General features: G+C 36.2%; 12 protein-coding genes. 1 reads left to right on the top strand and 11 read right to left on the bottom strand.

Features of this window, described 5'->3' with window-relative positions:
• Positions 1–16: 16 nt before the first annotated feature.
• The 11 genes from GGQ92_RS01695 to GGQ92_RS01645 form a co-directional block, all read right to left on the bottom strand.
• The gene (locus GGQ92_RS01695; protein ID WP_184243924.1) at positions 17–2,083 is read right to left on the bottom strand and encodes a bifunctional aldolase/short-chain dehydrogenase; all 2,067 of its coding nucleotides are present in this window, start codon (positions 2,081–2,083) and stop codon (positions 17–19) included.
• A gap of 173 nt (positions 2,084–2,256) precedes the next feature.
• Positions 2,257–3,516, bottom strand: a complete 1,260-nt coding sequence (gene rhaA / locus GGQ92_RS01690; RefSeq protein ID WP_184243922.1) for an L-rhamnose isomerase — start codon at positions 3,514–3,516, stop codon at positions 2,257–2,259.
• A 12-nt stretch (positions 3,517–3,528) separates the two neighbouring features.
• Positions 3,529–4,920, bottom strand: a complete 1,392-nt coding sequence (rhaB, locus tag GGQ92_RS01685; RefSeq protein ID WP_184243920.1) for a rhamnulokinase — start codon at positions 4,918–4,920, stop codon at positions 3,529–3,531.
• Between the two features lie 294 nt (positions 4,921–5,214).
• Positions 5,215–6,177, bottom strand: a complete 963-nt coding sequence (locus GGQ92_RS01680; RefSeq protein ID WP_184243918.1) for an AraC family transcriptional regulator — start codon at positions 6,175–6,177, stop codon at positions 5,215–5,217.
• A 56-nt stretch (positions 6,178–6,233) separates the two neighbouring features.
• On the bottom strand, positions 6,234–7,493 hold the full coding sequence (gene ilvA / locus GGQ92_RS01675) for a threonine ammonia-lyase IlvA (protein WP_184243916.1): 1,260 nt from the start codon (positions 7,491–7,493) through the stop codon (positions 6,234–6,236).
• Positions 7,494–7,659: 166 nt separating this feature from the next.
• Entirely contained in the window at positions 7,660–8,097 is a 438-nt protein-coding gene (locus tag GGQ92_RS01670) for a PH domain-containing protein (protein WP_184243914.1), read from the bottom strand.
• Between the two features lie 119 nt (positions 8,098–8,216).
• Positions 8,217–10,232 (bottom strand): beta-galactosidase, encoded by a 2,016-nt coding sequence (locus GGQ92_RS01665; RefSeq protein WP_184243912.1) that lies wholly within the window; start codon positions 10,230–10,232, stop codon positions 8,217–8,219.
• Between the two features lie 168 nt (positions 10,233–10,400).
• On the bottom strand, positions 10,401–11,324 hold the full coding sequence (locus tag GGQ92_RS01660; RefSeq protein WP_184243910.1) for a manganese-dependent inorganic pyrophosphatase: 924 nt from the start codon (positions 11,322–11,324) through the stop codon (positions 10,401–10,403).
• Positions 11,325–11,452: 128 nt separating this feature from the next.
• Positions 11,453–12,697: a glutamate-5-semialdehyde dehydrogenase gene (locus tag GGQ92_RS01655; RefSeq protein WP_184243908.1), complete on the bottom strand. Its 1,245-nt coding sequence runs from the start codon at positions 12,695–12,697 to the stop codon at positions 11,453–11,455.
• 31 nt (positions 12,698–12,728) lie between these two features.
• The gene (proB, locus tag GGQ92_RS01650) at positions 12,729–13,865 is read right to left on the bottom strand and encodes a glutamate 5-kinase (protein ID WP_221437190.1); all 1,137 of its coding nucleotides are present in this window, start codon (positions 13,863–13,865) and stop codon (positions 12,729–12,731) included.
• 464 nt (positions 13,866–14,329) lie between these two features.
• Entirely contained in the window at positions 14,330–15,403 is a 1,074-nt protein-coding gene (locus tag GGQ92_RS01645) for a branched-chain amino acid aminotransferase (protein WP_184243906.1), read from the bottom strand.
• A gap of 233 nt (positions 15,404–15,636) precedes the next feature.
• Here GGQ92_RS01645 and gltC point away from each other — a divergent pair, with 233 nt between their 5' ends.
• The gene (gltC, locus tag GGQ92_RS01640; RefSeq protein WP_184243904.1) at positions 15,637–16,536 is read left to right on the top strand and encodes a glutamate biosynthesis transcriptional regulator GltC; all 900 of its coding nucleotides are present in this window, start codon (positions 15,637–15,639) and stop codon (positions 16,534–16,536) included.
• Positions 16,537–16,543 lie beyond the last annotated feature (7 nt).

The following is a 16,543-nucleotide window of genomic DNA, read 5'->3' as shown; positions in this document are numbered from 1 at the left end:
CTTATCCACTTTTTAGTTACCTTGTAAACGCAGCTGCAACTCCGCCGTCTACCGTTATCATGCATCCTGTTGTTTTCTCTGCTTTAGATGAAGCTAGAAAAGCTATAGATTCTGCGATATCTTCAGGTAAAATATTCACATTTAAAATTGTACGCTTTCTATAGTGCTCTTCTAAATCACCTGTTCCAATTCCATAGGAAGATGCACGTTCTTTCTTCCAAGAGGAATCCCAAATTTTAGAACCACGAATAACTGCATCCGGAAGAACAGAGTTAACACGTATTCCATGTTGACCACCATCAGCTGCAATTGTTCGAGCTAAATGAACTTCTGCCGCTTTTGCAGTACTATATGCAGCTGCATTCTTACCTGCATAAATAGAGTTTTTAGAGCCAACAAAGACCATATTCCCACCAATTTCTTGGTCTTTCATTAATTTAAATACTTCACGAGCTACTAGGAAGTAACCAGTTACTAGAACATTCATATTCAAGTTCCACTGATCAATCGTAGTTTCCTCAAATGGACTAGAGCTTGCTAGACCTGCGTTGTTTACTAATACGTCAATTCCGCCGTACGTAAGTACACTATCTGTAATAGCTTTTTGTACTTCTTCCTCTTTTGTAACATCCATTTTAACAGCAATCGCGCGGTTTTTACCATACTTTTCATTGATTTCATTTGCTAGATTTTGTGCACCTTCTAAGTTAATATCAGCAATAACTGCGTGTGCACCTTCATCTATAAATCGATAAATTGTAGCTGTTCCAATACCTCCAGCTCCGCCAGTTACGAATGCAACTTGACGAGAGAATTCAGCTTCAGGTGGTGCCAAGCTAAGTTTATAGAGTTCAAGTGGCCAGTACTCAATTTTGAACGATTCATGTTCATTTAGAGAAACGAAATTACCTAACACTGTTGCTCCTCGCATAACTGCAATTGCTCGGTGGTATAACTGTTCACTCACATTAGCAGCGGACCAGCTTTTTCCTGTGTTTAACATTCCTAAACCAGGAATAAGGATGATACGTGGAGCGGTTTCCATTATTTCGTCGCCTTCTTCTTTATTGCGGTCAAAATATTCCACATATTCCTGTTTAAATGCATCTAATCCTGCCTTAAGTTTTTCGATTAATTCTTCACGATCCCCAGTCTGTGGATCCCATTCTACGAATAGAGGAACTCGCTTCGTATGAACAAGGTGGTCAGGGCATGCAGCACCTACTTGAGATAATTCCATTGCGTCATTACTGTTTACAAATTCGAGTACCTGAGGTGCATCATTATAGGAGACAAGCATTTTTTTATCTTGACTAACTTGTCCACGTACAATTGGCATAATCTCTGCAAAGATCTCTTTTCTTTGTTCTTCAGACAGCGACGTATATTTTTCTCCACCAAAGATTTTTTTCGTTTCTGCTTGTTTTTCAATATACGCTTCTGCTTCATTTATAATTTCAATTGTTTTATCATAAGACTCTTTCGATGTTTCTCCCCATGTAACAAGCCCATGCTTTTCCATAATGACTAGTTCTGCATTAGGATTATTTTGAACGCCTTCTGCGATCATTTTTGAAAGTAAGAATCCTGGACGAATATACGGTACCCATACAAAACGATCTCCATAAATCTCCTTTGCGATTGCTTGACCGTTATCTGCACAAGCGATACTAATAATCGCATCTGGGTGTGTATGATCAACATGTTTATAAGGTAGAAATGCGTGAAGTAATGTTTCAATCGATGATCTAGGATGTTTGGAATCTATCATACAATGTGATAAATACTCTACCATATCCTCATCCGTCATATCGTCTCGCTCCATTAATGGACGGATATCTTCCATTTTTAAGCCTGTGAAATGTTGTGCTTGCATGGTTGCAAGATCGGAACCACTACCTTTCACCCACATCACTTCTATGTCATTTCCTTTAAAGTCTTTTTCTATCGTTTTAGTAGATGTATTACCGCCACCTATATTTACAACAGATCGATCTGAACCAAGTAAATTAGAACGATACACTAGTGACTCTAAGCCGTTGGATTTTACCATTTCTTGATTATCCCACATATTTTGAACCAACTTGAACTCCTCCTTAAAAACTTCTGATTGTTTTTATTTCTTTTTGGTATCTATCTTTAATTATACACATAAACAAACATAAATCAACATAAATCAAAATACTAAATCATTTTTTATATTTGTCACGTGTTAGAAAAGGATGCGCAAGACATGATCTCACGCATCGTTACTAATTAAGAATTTCTTTTAGATAAGACTTCATCTTCATATTGTTTCACTTCGGCTAGCCAGTCTTCTTGCGCTGGTACATTCATTTCTTCACAATATTTATCCCATATTGCGCCAAATGGATACGTTTTAAATTCTTCTAATAAAGCAAGTCTTTCTGTATAGTTACCTTCGTCTTGTAATTGTTTTAAATGCTCATTCGGCATTAATAAAGCATAGAGTAATGATTTAATCATGTTACGCGTACCAATCGTCCAAGCAGCTACACGATTAATACTAGCATCAAAGAAATCAAGGCCTATAATAACGCGGTCAAGCGCATCATTACGTACAATCTCCAACCCTATTTCTTTTAGTTCATCATCAAGTGTCACAACATGATCACTATCCCAACGAACAGGTCTTGACACATGTAATGCTACTTTTTCACTAAATAAAAGCATGGAAGATAGTTTATTAGAAACCACTTCTGTTGGATGATAATGCCCTGTGTCCAATAAGCATAGTTTATTATTTTGCATCGCATATCCCATATAGAATTCATGTGATCCCACTACATAAGCTTCTGATCCGATACCAAATAATTTACTTTCTACTGCGTCCAGATTATAAGCTTCGTCTATCTCTACGGAATAAATTTCATCTAAAGCGTCTTTTAAGCGTTTTCTTGGTGTTAATCTGTCACTAGGAGTATCTTTATATCCATCTGGAATCCAAATATTCGTAAGTGCAGGTGTTCCTAATTCTTTACCGAAATATTCTGCTATTTTTCTAGACTTCATACAATGCTGAACCCAGAAATCACGTATGTTTTTATCTGGATGTGTTAGCGTTAAGCCATCTTCTGCTTTAGCATGTGAAAATAAAGTTGGGTTAAAGTCGAGTCCTAAACCATGCTCCTTCGCCCAGTTTACCCAGTTTTCAAAATGTTCCGGTTCGATTTCATCTCGATCGACTACTTTTCCATCTGTCTCTGCATAAATCGCATGTAAATTAACACGATGTTTCCCCGGAATCAAACTCATCGCTTTCTCCATGTCGCTTCTTAATTCCTCAGGAGTTGTAGCTTTACCTGGATAATTACCTGTTACGTCAATTCCTCCAGATAATTCTTGTTGGTTTACTTCAAATCCACCAATGTCGTCCCCTTGCCAGCAATGAATCGAAATAGGCACTTTCTTAAGCTTATCAAACGCTTCATCTACAGAGATTCCCCATTTTTCATATTGAGCTTTTGCATGTTCAAATACGATTTCTTTTGTCATTTTATCCACCTCTTATTTAAATTTGTGTATTTCAAACGATCGCTGAATAACAGATTTAGATTCTTCAAAGGAAGATATCTCTCCTGTTGCTACCATTTGTGCAATTATATTACCAATAGCGGTTGCCTCAGTTGGTCCAGTATAGATCGTCTTACCACTTTTTTCTGCAAGTTTTTCATTCAAATAGTTATTCTGACTTCCTCCGCCGATGACATGGATTGTAGAATATTCTCTGTTCGTTAGTTCCTCTATTTGTTTTGCCGTATTACAATAATCTTCTACTAAACTATTAAATATACAAGCTGCGACCTCACCTGGTTCGACCGGTATAGGTTGATTACTGTTTTTGCAGTAGGCTTGAATTTCTTCAATCATGTTAGAAGGACTTAGGAATTGTTCACTATTGACGTCAACAATAGATGGGAAATCTTCTTTTTCATATGCTAAATCCACAAATTCTGCAAAGCTATATTTGTTATCCCATTCTTTTCTCACTTGTTGAATCATCCATAGGCCCATAATGTTCTTTAAGAATCGAATCGAGTGATTGATTCCACCTTCATTTGTAAAATTGTAGGAGAAAGCTTTATGAGAGGTAATTGGTTTATCTAACTCAACTCCCATTAAAGACCAAGTTCCAGAACTTATATAGATCGTATCGAGTGATGGAACAGCAGCTACGGCAGAAGCGGTATCGTGTGTACCTGGCAAAATAACTTCTATACTTGTACCAAACTCTTCCTTTAATTCCGCTGTTATTTCTCCCAAAGAAGAAAGTGGCTCAGTCGGCGTCGAGAAAAGGTGCTTTGGTACATCCAATGATTGTAAAACTTCGTTTAACCAATCTTTGGAGCTTGCACCAAGTAATTGCGTAGTAGTTGCATTTGTATATTCATTTGATATTTTTCCTGTTAGGAGGAAGTTCAAATAATCTGGAATCATAAGAAAATAGTTTGCTTGCTCGAATACTTCTGGTGTTTCTTCCTTCAAAGCAGCTAATTGATACAACGTATTGAATGGCTGGAATTGGATTCCTGTTTCTGCGTATATCGTTTCTTTTGGAATTCTTTCAAAAACTTTTTCCATCATCCCGTCTGTACGATGATCACGGTACGCAATCGCATCTGTTAATCGATGATAGTCTTTATCAAGTAAAACGAAATCAACTGCCCAAGTATCAATTCCAATTGTGATAGGTTTGTACTTTTTTGTACTAAGTTGGATTCCCTTCTTAATTTCGTTAAAAAGGAAGTCAATGTCCCAAATTAGGTGACCGTTTTTCTTTTTCATTTCATTAGGAAAGCGGTGGATCACATCTAATTGCAGCTTCTCGTCTTCCATAAATCCAGCAATCACTCTTCCGCTTGATGCACCTATATCTACTGCTAAGTGACACTTTTGCATTGCCTCACCCTCCTGTGTAAGCGATTTAAATATTATTATAGTAGATGTTAACCAAGAAAAACATAACGTAATTTATTTAATTAGTGTCCTTTTTTGCAAATTAAGATTTTGAGAATATAGTGAATTGTTAGAAGGTATACACTGATGAGTAGGAAAATTATGTTTTATATCGATATGCAAGAAAGGAGCTAGTATTGTTTCAATACTGCAGCCCCTCTGGAGAATGTTTTGATAAGATTAGAATTATTTTTACGTCTAATAACTGATTAAATGATAGATAGACGTACATATCCATTATTTCATGGAGGATTGGTAGGCTTTTGGTGTCATACCGTATTTCTTTTTAAAGATACGATAGAAATAACTTATATTCTCATACCCTACTTCTTCTGCAATTGTTTGAATTGGTAAATCGGAATATAAGAGAGAATGTTTTGCCATAGTTAATCTCTTTTCTTGTAATAAGTCTTTAAAGTTTTTATTTGTTAATGTCTTGATTTTTCTACTCACTCCATAGCTTGTTTGATTTACAATTTTTGCTAAATCTTCTAAATTCGCATTCTTATACTCTTCTTCGATATACTCAAAAACAGTTTGTAGAAACTTCTGCTCCTCTGATAGTGCTTGGGATTGAGGTTGCTGCTCCATTAATTCAATAAGCAATAAGCCCATTAAAAACTTTATTTTAGAACGCGCGAATAGCGAATCACCATTCATCGTTTGAATCAACTGATCCATCATTTCACTGATTTGGTCATTACCTGATAAAGGGTAAAATAAAAATTCCGCTTGTTGATTATAGTCAAACATACTATTAAATAAAAAATGAACCATTTGAGTTTGAATAGTACCAGATGCGATATTTGGTAAAATAGAATCAAAAAAGGCAGGGTGAATGATAAAATTAATGACGATATCTTCTGTGTTACATGCTTTTAATTCGTGCTCTACATATTGATTTAACAGCAATATATCTCCTTGCTCTAAGGAAATTACTTGATCTCCTATTTGCTGCTCGAAAGTCCCATGGTAAACGTAATTCATTTCAATAAAGTCATGTGAATGCTTAGGAAAATGGATATAACGTGGATGTTTACGAATCATAATTAAATCATCATTCAGTAATTTCTCACTCTGAACAACAAAATTGGAAGTAAGGCCCGTATATATTTCTCGATTAACCTCCTGATTCCCTTTTAATATTTCCTTCTCTTCTTCTGTCAATTCCATTAGCTGTTCAAGTAAAGTTCTATCCATGCAAATCTCTCCTCTAATGAAAAGAGGAAGCAACATGCCTCCTCTTAGCGTAACCATCAGATTAATAAATGAAACAACTGTTCGTCCTTATTAATCTCGATATATGTGTAATTATGTTCTTTCATTCGTTGAATCATAGGGTAATAATCTTCAGCTTTGTTTAGCTCAATCCCAACAAGAATTGGACCTTCATCTCGATTATTCTTCTTCGTGTATTCAAAGCGAGTAATATCATCATTTTCACCTAGCACTTCATCAATAAACTCTCTTAGTGCACCTGCTCTTTGAGGAAAATTAACAATAAAATAATGCTTATAGCCTTCGTAAATCATCGATCTTTCTTTAAATTCTTGCATGCGATCAATATCATTATTACCGCCACTTACGATACATACAACATTTTTCCCTTTTATCTGATCTTTATAGAAATCTAGTGCTGAAATTGGTAAGGCACCTGCTGGCTCAGCAACAATAGCATTTTCATTATATAAATTCAATAGAGTTGTACAGAGCTTACCTTCTGGTACGATCACAATATCATCTACGACTTCTTTAGCAATATTAAAATTAATATCACCTACTTGCTTCACACTTGCACCATCAACGAACTTATCTACTTTGTCTAGCTTAATTACTTTATCTTCTTTCAACGCTTGCGTCATCGAAGCGGCACCTTCAGGCTCTACGCCAATAATTTTTGTGTCAGGGCTAATGCTTTTCATATAGGAACCGACACCAGAAATTAGCCCGCCACCACCGATTGCAGCGAATACATGAGATATCGGGTCTTCCATACTATCTAATATTTCTAGACCTACTGTACCTTGCCCCGTGATTGTACGCACATCGTTAAATGGGTGGATAAAGGAAGCATTATGTTCTTCGCAATACGCCATTGCTTCATCATACGAATCATCATATGTATCACCAGTTAAACGAATATCAACAAATGAACCTCCAAAAAATGCGACTCGGTTCACTTTTTGGCGAGGAGTTGTGTTTGGCATAAAAATAACACCTTTTACACCTAATGTTTTACAAGAATACGCAACACCTTGTGCGTGGTTCCCTGCGCTTGCACACACGACACCGTTCTTCAATTCTTCCTTCGACAAGCTATGCATGAAATGATAAGCGCCACGAATTTTAAAGGAACGGACTACTTGTAAATCTTCTCGTTTTAAATATACATTACATTCATATTTTTCAGATAATATAGGATCAAGCTGTAAAGGTGTTTTCACGACAACATCCTTTAATACTTGATTTGCAATAATTACATCTCTTACTTGAATTGGGTTCACTCTTTTAGTCATACGAAAGATCCTTCCTACTTCAATAATTAAGTTTATAGTAACATAGAAATATGTAATCTACCTTCTATTATACACGAATAACGCAAGAAAAAAACCGTTGAAATACGGTTTATCATTCCAAGACTATTAGACGGCTCACCATATAGATAGAAGCATAAAAGAATTATCATTCTTCTAGCTGTATGTGGGGTCCTCGATTTTTCAGTTCCTTGATAAATTCACTCTTATACTCAGGTGAAATTTTTATACTTCCATAAAATGTTGTTTTATTGTAAATCTCAAGTGCATCTCTTGAGGTTAGTACGCCATGACCAGTTAAAATTGCATGTGTTCCTGTTATTTTCGTTATACTTTCGTATGGTATTTTACTTTTAAAGGGTCCGCTTTTTATTAGTAAATAGTTTTCATAAAAAATATATTTAACAGAAAGATTTAACCATAGAAACAAAGTAGTGAAGATTATAAATATAGAAGTCAATATTAAAATTGCCGACAATGGAGCACCCTCTATAAATATAGGAAAAAGGGTTACCAATCCAACTACTATGATTACTGTAATCATTAACTTCACATAATAAGCATCCATTTTTGAATGAAAAACCATGGAATCATTTCACCTCCTTAACAATGTACGAATTTTCTTATGTGAATGTTTCAATTCATTATTAGAGTTTAAAAAAAAGGATAACTAGTCGTAGTCAGACTAACTATCCTTCTTATTTCTTACGATTTAATATCAGATCTCAAAATAACTAAGTCTGTTCCAGGTACAGTCACTGTTTCGGATACATCCTTAGATTCTAAGCAGTTGAAATACGTTTTATCGAGATTTATTGTAACTTCTGTACGGTTATGATTAAGAATAAAAATAAACGATTGATCCTTTGTTTTTCTTTCTGTTACCTCTACATTATTTGGTACTTGCATCGGTGATGAAATTTTCAATTCTTCTAATAAACCGTGAATAAAATTATTCAAATAGGCTTCTTCAGGATTTGTTCCAATATAAAAAGCTCTTCCCTTTCCAAAGTTATTGACGGTGACTGCTGGTTTACTATGGTACCAATCGTCTTTAAAATAAGCAGCAGCCTTAGCACCTTCTAATTGAATAATATCTGCCCAGTGTGTCGTTCTGTGCTCCTGCCCGTTGGATATGATCATATTAGATTGCTCATCTGCCATAGGAGCAAATTCTTCTACTGTGATACCCAAAAGCTTTCTTATCGGAGCCGGGTAACCACCAAGGTGAATGTGATCATTCTCATCAGCAATTCCACTGAAAAAAGTTACGATAAGATTGCCACCAGCTGATGTATACGATTGTAGATTATCTGCCGTTTTATCTGTCATCAAATAAAGCATTGGAGCAATAACTACCTTATATTTTGACACGTCCTGTTCAGGGTGAACAAAATCTACAGCAATATTTTGTTCAAATAACACTTTATAATATTGATAAACTTGATCTAAATACGAAAGTTTATTGTGAGGCTTTCCTTCATGCTCAACTGCCCACCAGTTTTCCCATTCAAAAATAATTGCTACCTCGGCATCTGTTGTAGCTCCTACTAAATCATCTAATTTTTTTAACTCATTCCCTAATTGTTTTACTTCCTGATATGTTCTACTCTCTGGGTTGTTGGAATGAGGAACCATCGCGCCATGAAACTTCTCCGCTCCGGCTCTTCCTTGTCGCCATTGGAAGTACATCACACCATCTCCACCTCTAGCAACGTTGGAATAGCTCCATAACCTCATTTCGCCAGGTCCTTTTGTTAAATTAATATCACGCCAATTTACATGAGAAGTAACCTGTTCCATCAAATAAAACGGTTGGCCATTTTTTAAGCTTCGCATTAAGTCATGATGCATTGCATGTCGGTATGGTTTCCCTTCACGTGGATCTGGATAAGAGTCCCATGTAACCAAATCAAGCTCTTTTGCCCATTGAAAATAATTCAAAGGTTTGAATTCATACATAAAGTTAGTGAAGATTGGTATATCTGGTGTCATTTCTCGCAGTATATTCTTTTCTAGTAAATATAAATCAAAGATAGAATCATTCATAAATCGTTTATAATCTAATTTTTGACTTGGATTATAAAATGTTGGTAAATTAACAGGAAACTGAATTTCATCCCATTCGTTGTAACGCTGGCTCCAAAATGCTGTTCCCCAGCTCTTATTTAGCTCATCAATTGTTTCATATTTGTCTCTTAACCACTTACGAAATGCTTCTAGACTTTCATCACTATAACATTCCGCTAAATGACACGCATATTCGTTATTTACGTGCCACATCTTTAGAGCTGGATGATTACCGTAGCGTTCCGCCATTTTCTTTACTAATTTCTCCACAGAATTTCGGAAACGCTTACTATTCGGCGAATAATGCTGACGTGATCCAGGTTGATAAGGTACACCGTTTGGTTGTACAGCTAGAATGTCAGGATATTTTTTTGATAACCATGCTGGCGGAGAGGCTGTTGCAGTTGCAAGTGAAATACCAATACCATGGTCATGAAGGATGGATATAACACGATCCAACCAAGAAAAATCAAATTGGTCCTCATTTCTCTCTATCATAGACCAACTAAATATAGCAACTGAAACAAGATTTACTCCTGCTTCCTGCATTAATTTCGCGTCCTCTAACCAAACCTCTTCATCCCACTGCTCAGGATTATAATCGCCTCCGAAAGCTATATGAGGTACCATTTCAGGTATAGATTTTACCATTAATATTCCTCCTACTATTCATTATAAATACATACGTACATATTAAACGAATACGCTTACATTATCAAGCTAAACATTTTACTAAATATTTAGTAAAATTTATCCGTCAGAAAATGAAATCGGACGCTCCATTGGAAACGTCCGATTATATAGGTTGTTACGCCTCTATTAGAATGCGCTTTGTAAGTTTGGTACTACTTGTTTTTTACGGGAAACAACACCTTTTAGTAATGCAGTATTATTGTCTAAGCTTACATCAAATGCTTGCTCAACCTTATCTGCATGATCTCCTACCGCAAGTACTACTGAATCACTTTCGAGTATATCTGTAATTACTAAGGCAAACAGAGACAATCCTTTCTTTGTAATGGTATTCTCCATTGCTTGCTCTAATTTCTCTTGCAATACTAGCACATCGTTAACATCTACAGTATTTACTTGAGCAATCTCAACTTTATTACCGTTCATTTCGAATTCTTTCGCATCAAGGCTAATTAGCTGTTCTGGTGATTTATCACTTAAATCAGCACCTGCTTTTAACATTGCTAATCCATACTCATCAATATTAACACCTGCGATTTCTGCCAGTTCTTTTGCAGCTGCAATATCTTCCTCTGTACATGTTGGTGATTTAAATAACAAAGAATCTGAGATAATTGCTGATAACATTAACCCTGCAACTTCTTTTTTTATTTCAATGCCATTTTCTTTGTAAAGTTTCTTTAAAATGGTCGCTGTACAGCCAACTGGTTCCGCTCTGTAGTATAGTGGATCCTTTGTTTCAAAATTAGCAATACGATGATGATCAATTACTTCTAGTATTTGAACACGATCAATGTCCTCGGCACTTTGCTGGCTTTCATTATGGTCTACTAAAATAACTTGATCTACTTCATCTGCCACATGTTCTACCATGCGTGGTGCTTCTTGTTTGAAATAGTCTAATGCGTATTGTGTTTCACTATTCACTTCACCTAGACGAACTGCTTCTACATCTAGTCCTAACTCCTGTTTTAATTCTGCATACGCAATCGCGGAACAAATTGTGTCTGTGTCTGGGTTTTTGTGTCCAAATATTAAGATCTCTGCCATTATATAAACTCCTTTAAATAAAATTGTCCTTTTCCATTATATCGGAGACTTCTATCTGTCTCCAGTTTTTCAGTGTTTTAAAATCGAAGCCAATTATCTTAGTCGAGCTATTTACTAGGAAAATAGATTTATTTTATCTGACCTTCCCCATGTAATTGATATTTCATAGAAGTAAGAGCTTCAAGTCCCATTGGTCCTCGAGCATGTAGCTTTTGCGTGCTAATTCCTATCTCAGCACCAAAGCCAAATTCGAAACCGTCTGTAAATCGTGTGGAAGCATTATGATAAACTGCTGCTGCATCTACTTCATTTAAAAATTGTATAGCATGTGCATCATTTTCTGTGATGATTGATTCACTATGACTAGTGCCATACGTATTGATATGTTGTATTGCCTCATCTACGGATTCAACAGTTTTAATCGCAACAATGTTATCCAAATATTCCGTAGCATAATCTTCTTCAGTAGCAGGAACAACATTTTCTGCATGTTTAACTGTCCAGTCGTCACCGTGAATTTTTACATTTGCTTCCTGAAGCTGACTTAATAGCTCTGCACCGTTTTTATCTGCCCATTTCTGATCAATTAAAATTGTCTCTATCGCGTTACATACAGATGGTCGTTGTGTTTTTGCGTTAATCGCAACTTCAATCGCCATGTTTTTATCCGCTGATTCATCTATATAAAGATGGCAATTCCCCGCTCCAGTCTCTAGTACAGGTATGGAAGAATTTTTGACAACTGTATTTATTAATTTTTGTCCACCTCTAGGTATAAGTACATCTAAATATTCATTCAATTGAAACATTTTTGCTGCTGTTTCTCTAGATGTGTCTTCCAATAACTGCACAGCTTCTACAGGTACATTCGTTCCCTCAAGCGCTTCATGGATCACCTTTTCTAGAGCCTTATTCGAATGAATAGCAGATGAACTACCTCTTAATAATACCGCGTTACTTGTTTTCAAGCTCAGGCTCGCAGCATCAACCGTAACGTTAGGTCTAGCTTCGTAAATCATCCCAATTACACCAATTGGAACACGAACTTTCTCGATCTTCAAGCCATTTGGTCGAGTCCATTCCTCCATTACACTTCCAATTGGATCATTTAACTCTGTTAATTGGACAAGAGCATCTGCCATGTCAATGATACGTTGTTGATTTAATACTAAACGGTCGATTAACGAATCGTGCAGACCTTGATTTCTTCCACTCTCAATATCCTTTTTATTTTCACTTGTAAGATAGTCTACATTTTTTCTAAGTCCGTCGGAGATTGCTAGTAAAGCTTTATTCTTATCTTCGGTACTATTTTTAGCAATTTCTCGTGCGGCAAGTTTTGCGTTCTTTGCTTTTGTTAATAATTCACTCATCTTTAACCCTCCTAATAAAATAAAAAACCTTTTATGATTTATATTTCATCGTTGGTATCATATCTTGATAAATAACAAGCCGATCTCGATGAATAACCTCTGGACGATTTCCTAGTGTTAGCTTCATAGCTACCTCACTAGGCTCTCCTTTTGTCTTCATCATTTCTTCTGACGAATAGTTGACTTGACCTTTTGCTATAATTTGATCTTTATAGATGACTTCGACAACAGCACCTGCCTCGAAGGAACCATGTACTGAAATGACACCTGCCGGTAAAAGGCTCTTTCCATGGTTTAAAATTGCTAAACTAGCACCTTCATCTATATTAATCTTCCCAGCTACCTGCGAATGGAAAGTAATCCATTGCTTTTGCTTTCGGTAATTTGGTTCTAATTTTTCACCAATATAAGTTCCGTCTCCCCTATCAGCCATAATATCTAATAGCTTGTTTGTACCCGTACCGCTTCCTACGAATACTTTCACACCTAGGGATAGTGCGGTTTGAGCAGCTAACAACTTAGACTTCATACCACCCGTACCTACTTTTGATCCTGCTTCATCTTTTGTTTGGTCAAGTATGCTATCCGTTATCGTTGGTAAGCGATCATATCTTTTAGCATCCGTAAAATGCGCTGGGTTTTTATCATAGAGACCGTTAATATCTGTCAACATGATAAGAAAGTCCGCTTGAATCAGACCACTTACTAACGCAGACAACATATCATTATCCCCAAAAGTTAGTTCTTCGATTGCAACAGAATCATTTTCATTAATAATAGGAATAACGTTCCTCTTCAAGAGTTCCATTAATGTATTATATACGTTGCTGTATTGTGTTTCATTGACAAAAACATCGCGTGTTAACAATAATTGCGCTGCTGTCATTCCGTATGCTCGAAATTCATCTGTATACGCTTGAACGAGTAGTCCTTGACCTACAGCTGCAGCTGCTTGTTTTCCAGCAACTGTTACTGGTCTCGACGGATAACCTAAGTCATAGAAACCAGCTGCTACTGCACCTGAGGATATTAGAATAACCTCGTGATTCGCTTGCTTCAGTTTTGCAATTGCTTCTGTATGTTCTTTAAGTTTTAGGAGATCCAGACCACCATTTTTATTCGTTAAAGAACTACTGCCAATTTTCACTACAATCCGTTGCTTTGCCATGATTGTTTCACGCCTTTTATAATTAATCGATAAAATAAAACCCTAAAACTTGTTAAAGAAATTGACTAGTGCCAAGATCTGCGCAGAAGATCGCTAGAGTTGGACTAACACAGTATAGTAGGCAGACACATAACGCGATGTCTTCTGGCAACATCCTTGTGGCCAATATTTTATTAACCTAATGTAAAAAAACTCTTCTCTCCCTGCATTGCAAGGACGAAAAGAGCTTCCGCGGTACCACCGTTGCTTGATAGATAAGTCTATCCACCTTTACCCATTAACGCTGGGTTACGTTACGAGAACTGTTCATAGAGTAGGGTTCATCAACGTATCCAGTAATGGGATTTTTCAGCCTAAGAATCCCAATCTCTAATACTTTTACGTAGATTACTGGCTCTAATCATTACATTTTTAATATTCTGAATACTATTATTATACGAGAAATAGCTGCTTTCCTCAAGTAATTATTTTACTTTAACTACCCAATTAAACGGATCTTTTACAGTACCGTATTGGATACCTGTTAGGGTCTGATATAGCTTCGAAGAAATTGCGCCTGTTTTCCCGTCGTTAATTATCATGTGCTCATTATTCCAAGCGAGTTCACCAATTGGCGAAATAACAGCTGCTGTTCCTGATCCAAACGCTTCTTCAAGCTCCCCATTAATATAATGGTCGTATAACTCTTCCATTGAAATCTTTCTTTCTTCAACTGGAATATCCCAATGCTTTAACATTTGTATAACAGAGTTTCTAGTTACACCTTCTAAAATACTACCATTTAAAGCGGGTGTAATAACCTTTCCGTTTACCTTGAAGAAGACATTCATACTACCGACTTCCTCAATATATTTCTTTTCCAAACCATCCAACCATAGTACTTGAGCATAACCTTCTTTATCAGCTACTTCTTGAGCGATAAGGCTTGATGCATAGTTTCCTGCTGTTTTTGCCTCTCCAGTACCACCTTTTACTGCGCGAACATAATTGTTTTCCACAGCGATTTTAACTGGGTTAATACCAGATTCATAGTAAGCACCCACTGGTGATAGAATGACAATAAACTGATAGTTTTTAGAAGGTCTTACTCCTAAAAATGGCTCTGTAGCAATAATAAATGGGCGAATATAAAGGGATGTTCCTGGAGCACTTGGTACCCATTCTTGGTCAATATGTAAGAGATGTTTAATAGCATCGATTGCAAATTCTTCGTCTACTTCTGGGATACACATTCTTCTATTCGAACGATTTAAGCGTTCCATATTCTTATCTGGTCGAAACAGTTGCACATTTCCTTCCGCTGTACGATATGCTTTTAGTCCTTCAAAAATTGTTTGGCCGTAATGAAAAATCATTGCAGCTGGGTCAATGACTAACGGTTGATATGGTACAATTCTTGGGTTATGCCACCCTTTTTCTTCTGAATAATCTTGAATAAACATATGGTCTGTAAAAAATTTACCAAACGGTAGATGATCTGAATCGGGTTTTTCTTTTGGTTGTTCATTTTTAATAAATGTAATCGTATATTCTGACATTATTTAAGACTCCTTACTTCTCATAATTCATCAATCGTTTACTTATAACTTCTATTTTATTACTTTATTGTACGGGATTACAACCTTTATTATCTATCAAAAAAAATACTACACTTTCTAGTTAAAGTTAACGATTCAAAATGGTTGCATCTTGCATGATAAAGATTGCTCTCTTACAATAAACTAAGAGAGATTATTTTTTATATCTTAAAGCATTTAAATGAGGTGTACAGATGGAGCTACGTCAATTACGTTACTTTGTTGAAGTGGCGGAAAGAGAACATGTATCCGCCGCTGCTGCCGAACTTCATGTAGCACAATCTGCGTTAAGTCGTCAAATAGCTAATCTTGAGGCAGAATTAGGGGTAGACTTATTCGAAAGAGAAGGCCGTAATATTCGGTTAACGCAAATTGGGAGGATCTTCTTAACTCATACGAAGTCCGCACTAAAAGCAATTGATTATGCAACAAAGCAAGTCGATGAATACATAGATCCAGAGCGAGGCTCAATAAAAATTGGCTTTCCGACTAGTCTAGCAAGTAACCTTCTACCAACAGTTGTTTCTGAATTTAAAAAGCTATATCCTAAGGTCGGTTTTCAATTAAGACAAGGTTCTTACAATTTCTTAATTGAAGCAGTAGAAAATAGAGACATTGATATCGCATTTTTAGGACCTGTACCACAGGATCAAACGAATATTATTGGAAACGTACTATTTACAGAAAAATTTTACGCACTAGTACCTTCCTCTCATCACTTAGCAAATAAGGAATCTATCGACCTAATTGAATTAAAAGACGAACCTTTCGTTTTATTTCCAAAGGGTTATATTCTGCATAAACTCGTATTTGATGGTTGCAGTCAAGCTGGATTTGAACCAAAAGCCTCTTCAGAAGGAGAAGACTTGGATGCGATAAAAGGTTTGGTTGCAGCAGGAATCGGTATCACAATGCTACCAGAAAGCGCATTTAGCGATTTACAGTCATTAAATTCATCAAAAATTCCGATTAAAAACCCAATTATCGACCGTACTGTTGGAGTGATCATTCCAAGAAATAGAAAACTAGCTCCTTCTGAACAGGTTTTTTATAATTTCATCATTGATTTTTTCAAATACGCAAAAGGTAAATAAATTGCGA

The sequence above is a fragment of the Gracilibacillus halotolerans genome (assembly GCF_014206945.1).
GTDB classification, from domain to species: domain Bacteria; phylum Bacillota; class Bacilli; order Bacillales; family Amphibacillaceae; genus Gracilibacillus; species Gracilibacillus halotolerans.
The sequence above is the reverse complement of the archived record's forward strand: the minus strand, read 5'-3'. Positions and strand labels throughout refer to the sequence as shown.

What these genes read in the sequence shown, in the direction of transcription:
- rhaA (WP_184243922.1), bottom strand. Translation starts at nt 3,516, where the DNA reads ATGACAAAAGAAATCGTATTTGAACATGCAAAAGCTCAATATGAAAAA.
- rhaB (WP_184243920.1), bottom strand. Translation starts at nt 4,920, where the DNA reads ATGCAAAAGTGTCACTTAGCAGTAGATATAGGTGCATCAAGCGGAAGA.
- GGQ92_RS01680 (WP_184243918.1), bottom strand. Translation starts at nt 6,177, where the DNA reads ATGGATAGAACTTTACTTGAACAGCTAATGGAATTGACAGAAGAAGAG.
- ilvA (WP_184243916.1), bottom strand. Translation starts at nt 7,493, where the DNA reads ATGACTAAAAGAGTGAACCCAATTCAAGTAAGAGATGTAATTATTGCA.
- GGQ92_RS01670 (WP_184243914.1), bottom strand. Translation starts at nt 8,097, where the DNA reads ATGGTTTTTCATTCAAAAATGGATGCTTATTATGTGAAGTTAATGATT.
- GGQ92_RS01665 (WP_184243912.1), bottom strand. Translation starts at nt 10,232, where the DNA reads ATGGTAAAATCTATACCTGAAATGGTACCTCATATAGCTTTCGGAGGC.
- GGQ92_RS01660 (WP_184243910.1), bottom strand. Translation starts at nt 11,324, where the DNA reads ATGGCAGAGATCTTAATATTTGGACACAAAAACCCAGACACAGACACA.
- GGQ92_RS01655 (WP_184243908.1), bottom strand. Translation starts at nt 12,697, where the DNA reads ATGAGTGAATTATTAACAAAAGCAAAGAACGCAAAACTTGCCGCACGA.
- proB (WP_221437190.1), bottom strand. Translation starts at nt 13,865, where the DNA reads ATGGCAAAGCAACGGATTGTAGTGAAAATTGGCAGTAGTTCTTTAACG.
- GGQ92_RS01645 (WP_184243906.1), bottom strand. Translation starts at nt 15,403, where the DNA reads ATGTCAGAATATACGATTACATTTATTAAAAATGAACAACCAAAAGAA.
- gltC (WP_184243904.1), top strand. Translation starts at nt 15,637, where the DNA reads ATGGAGCTACGTCAATTACGTTACTTTGTTGAAGTGGCGGAAAGAGAA.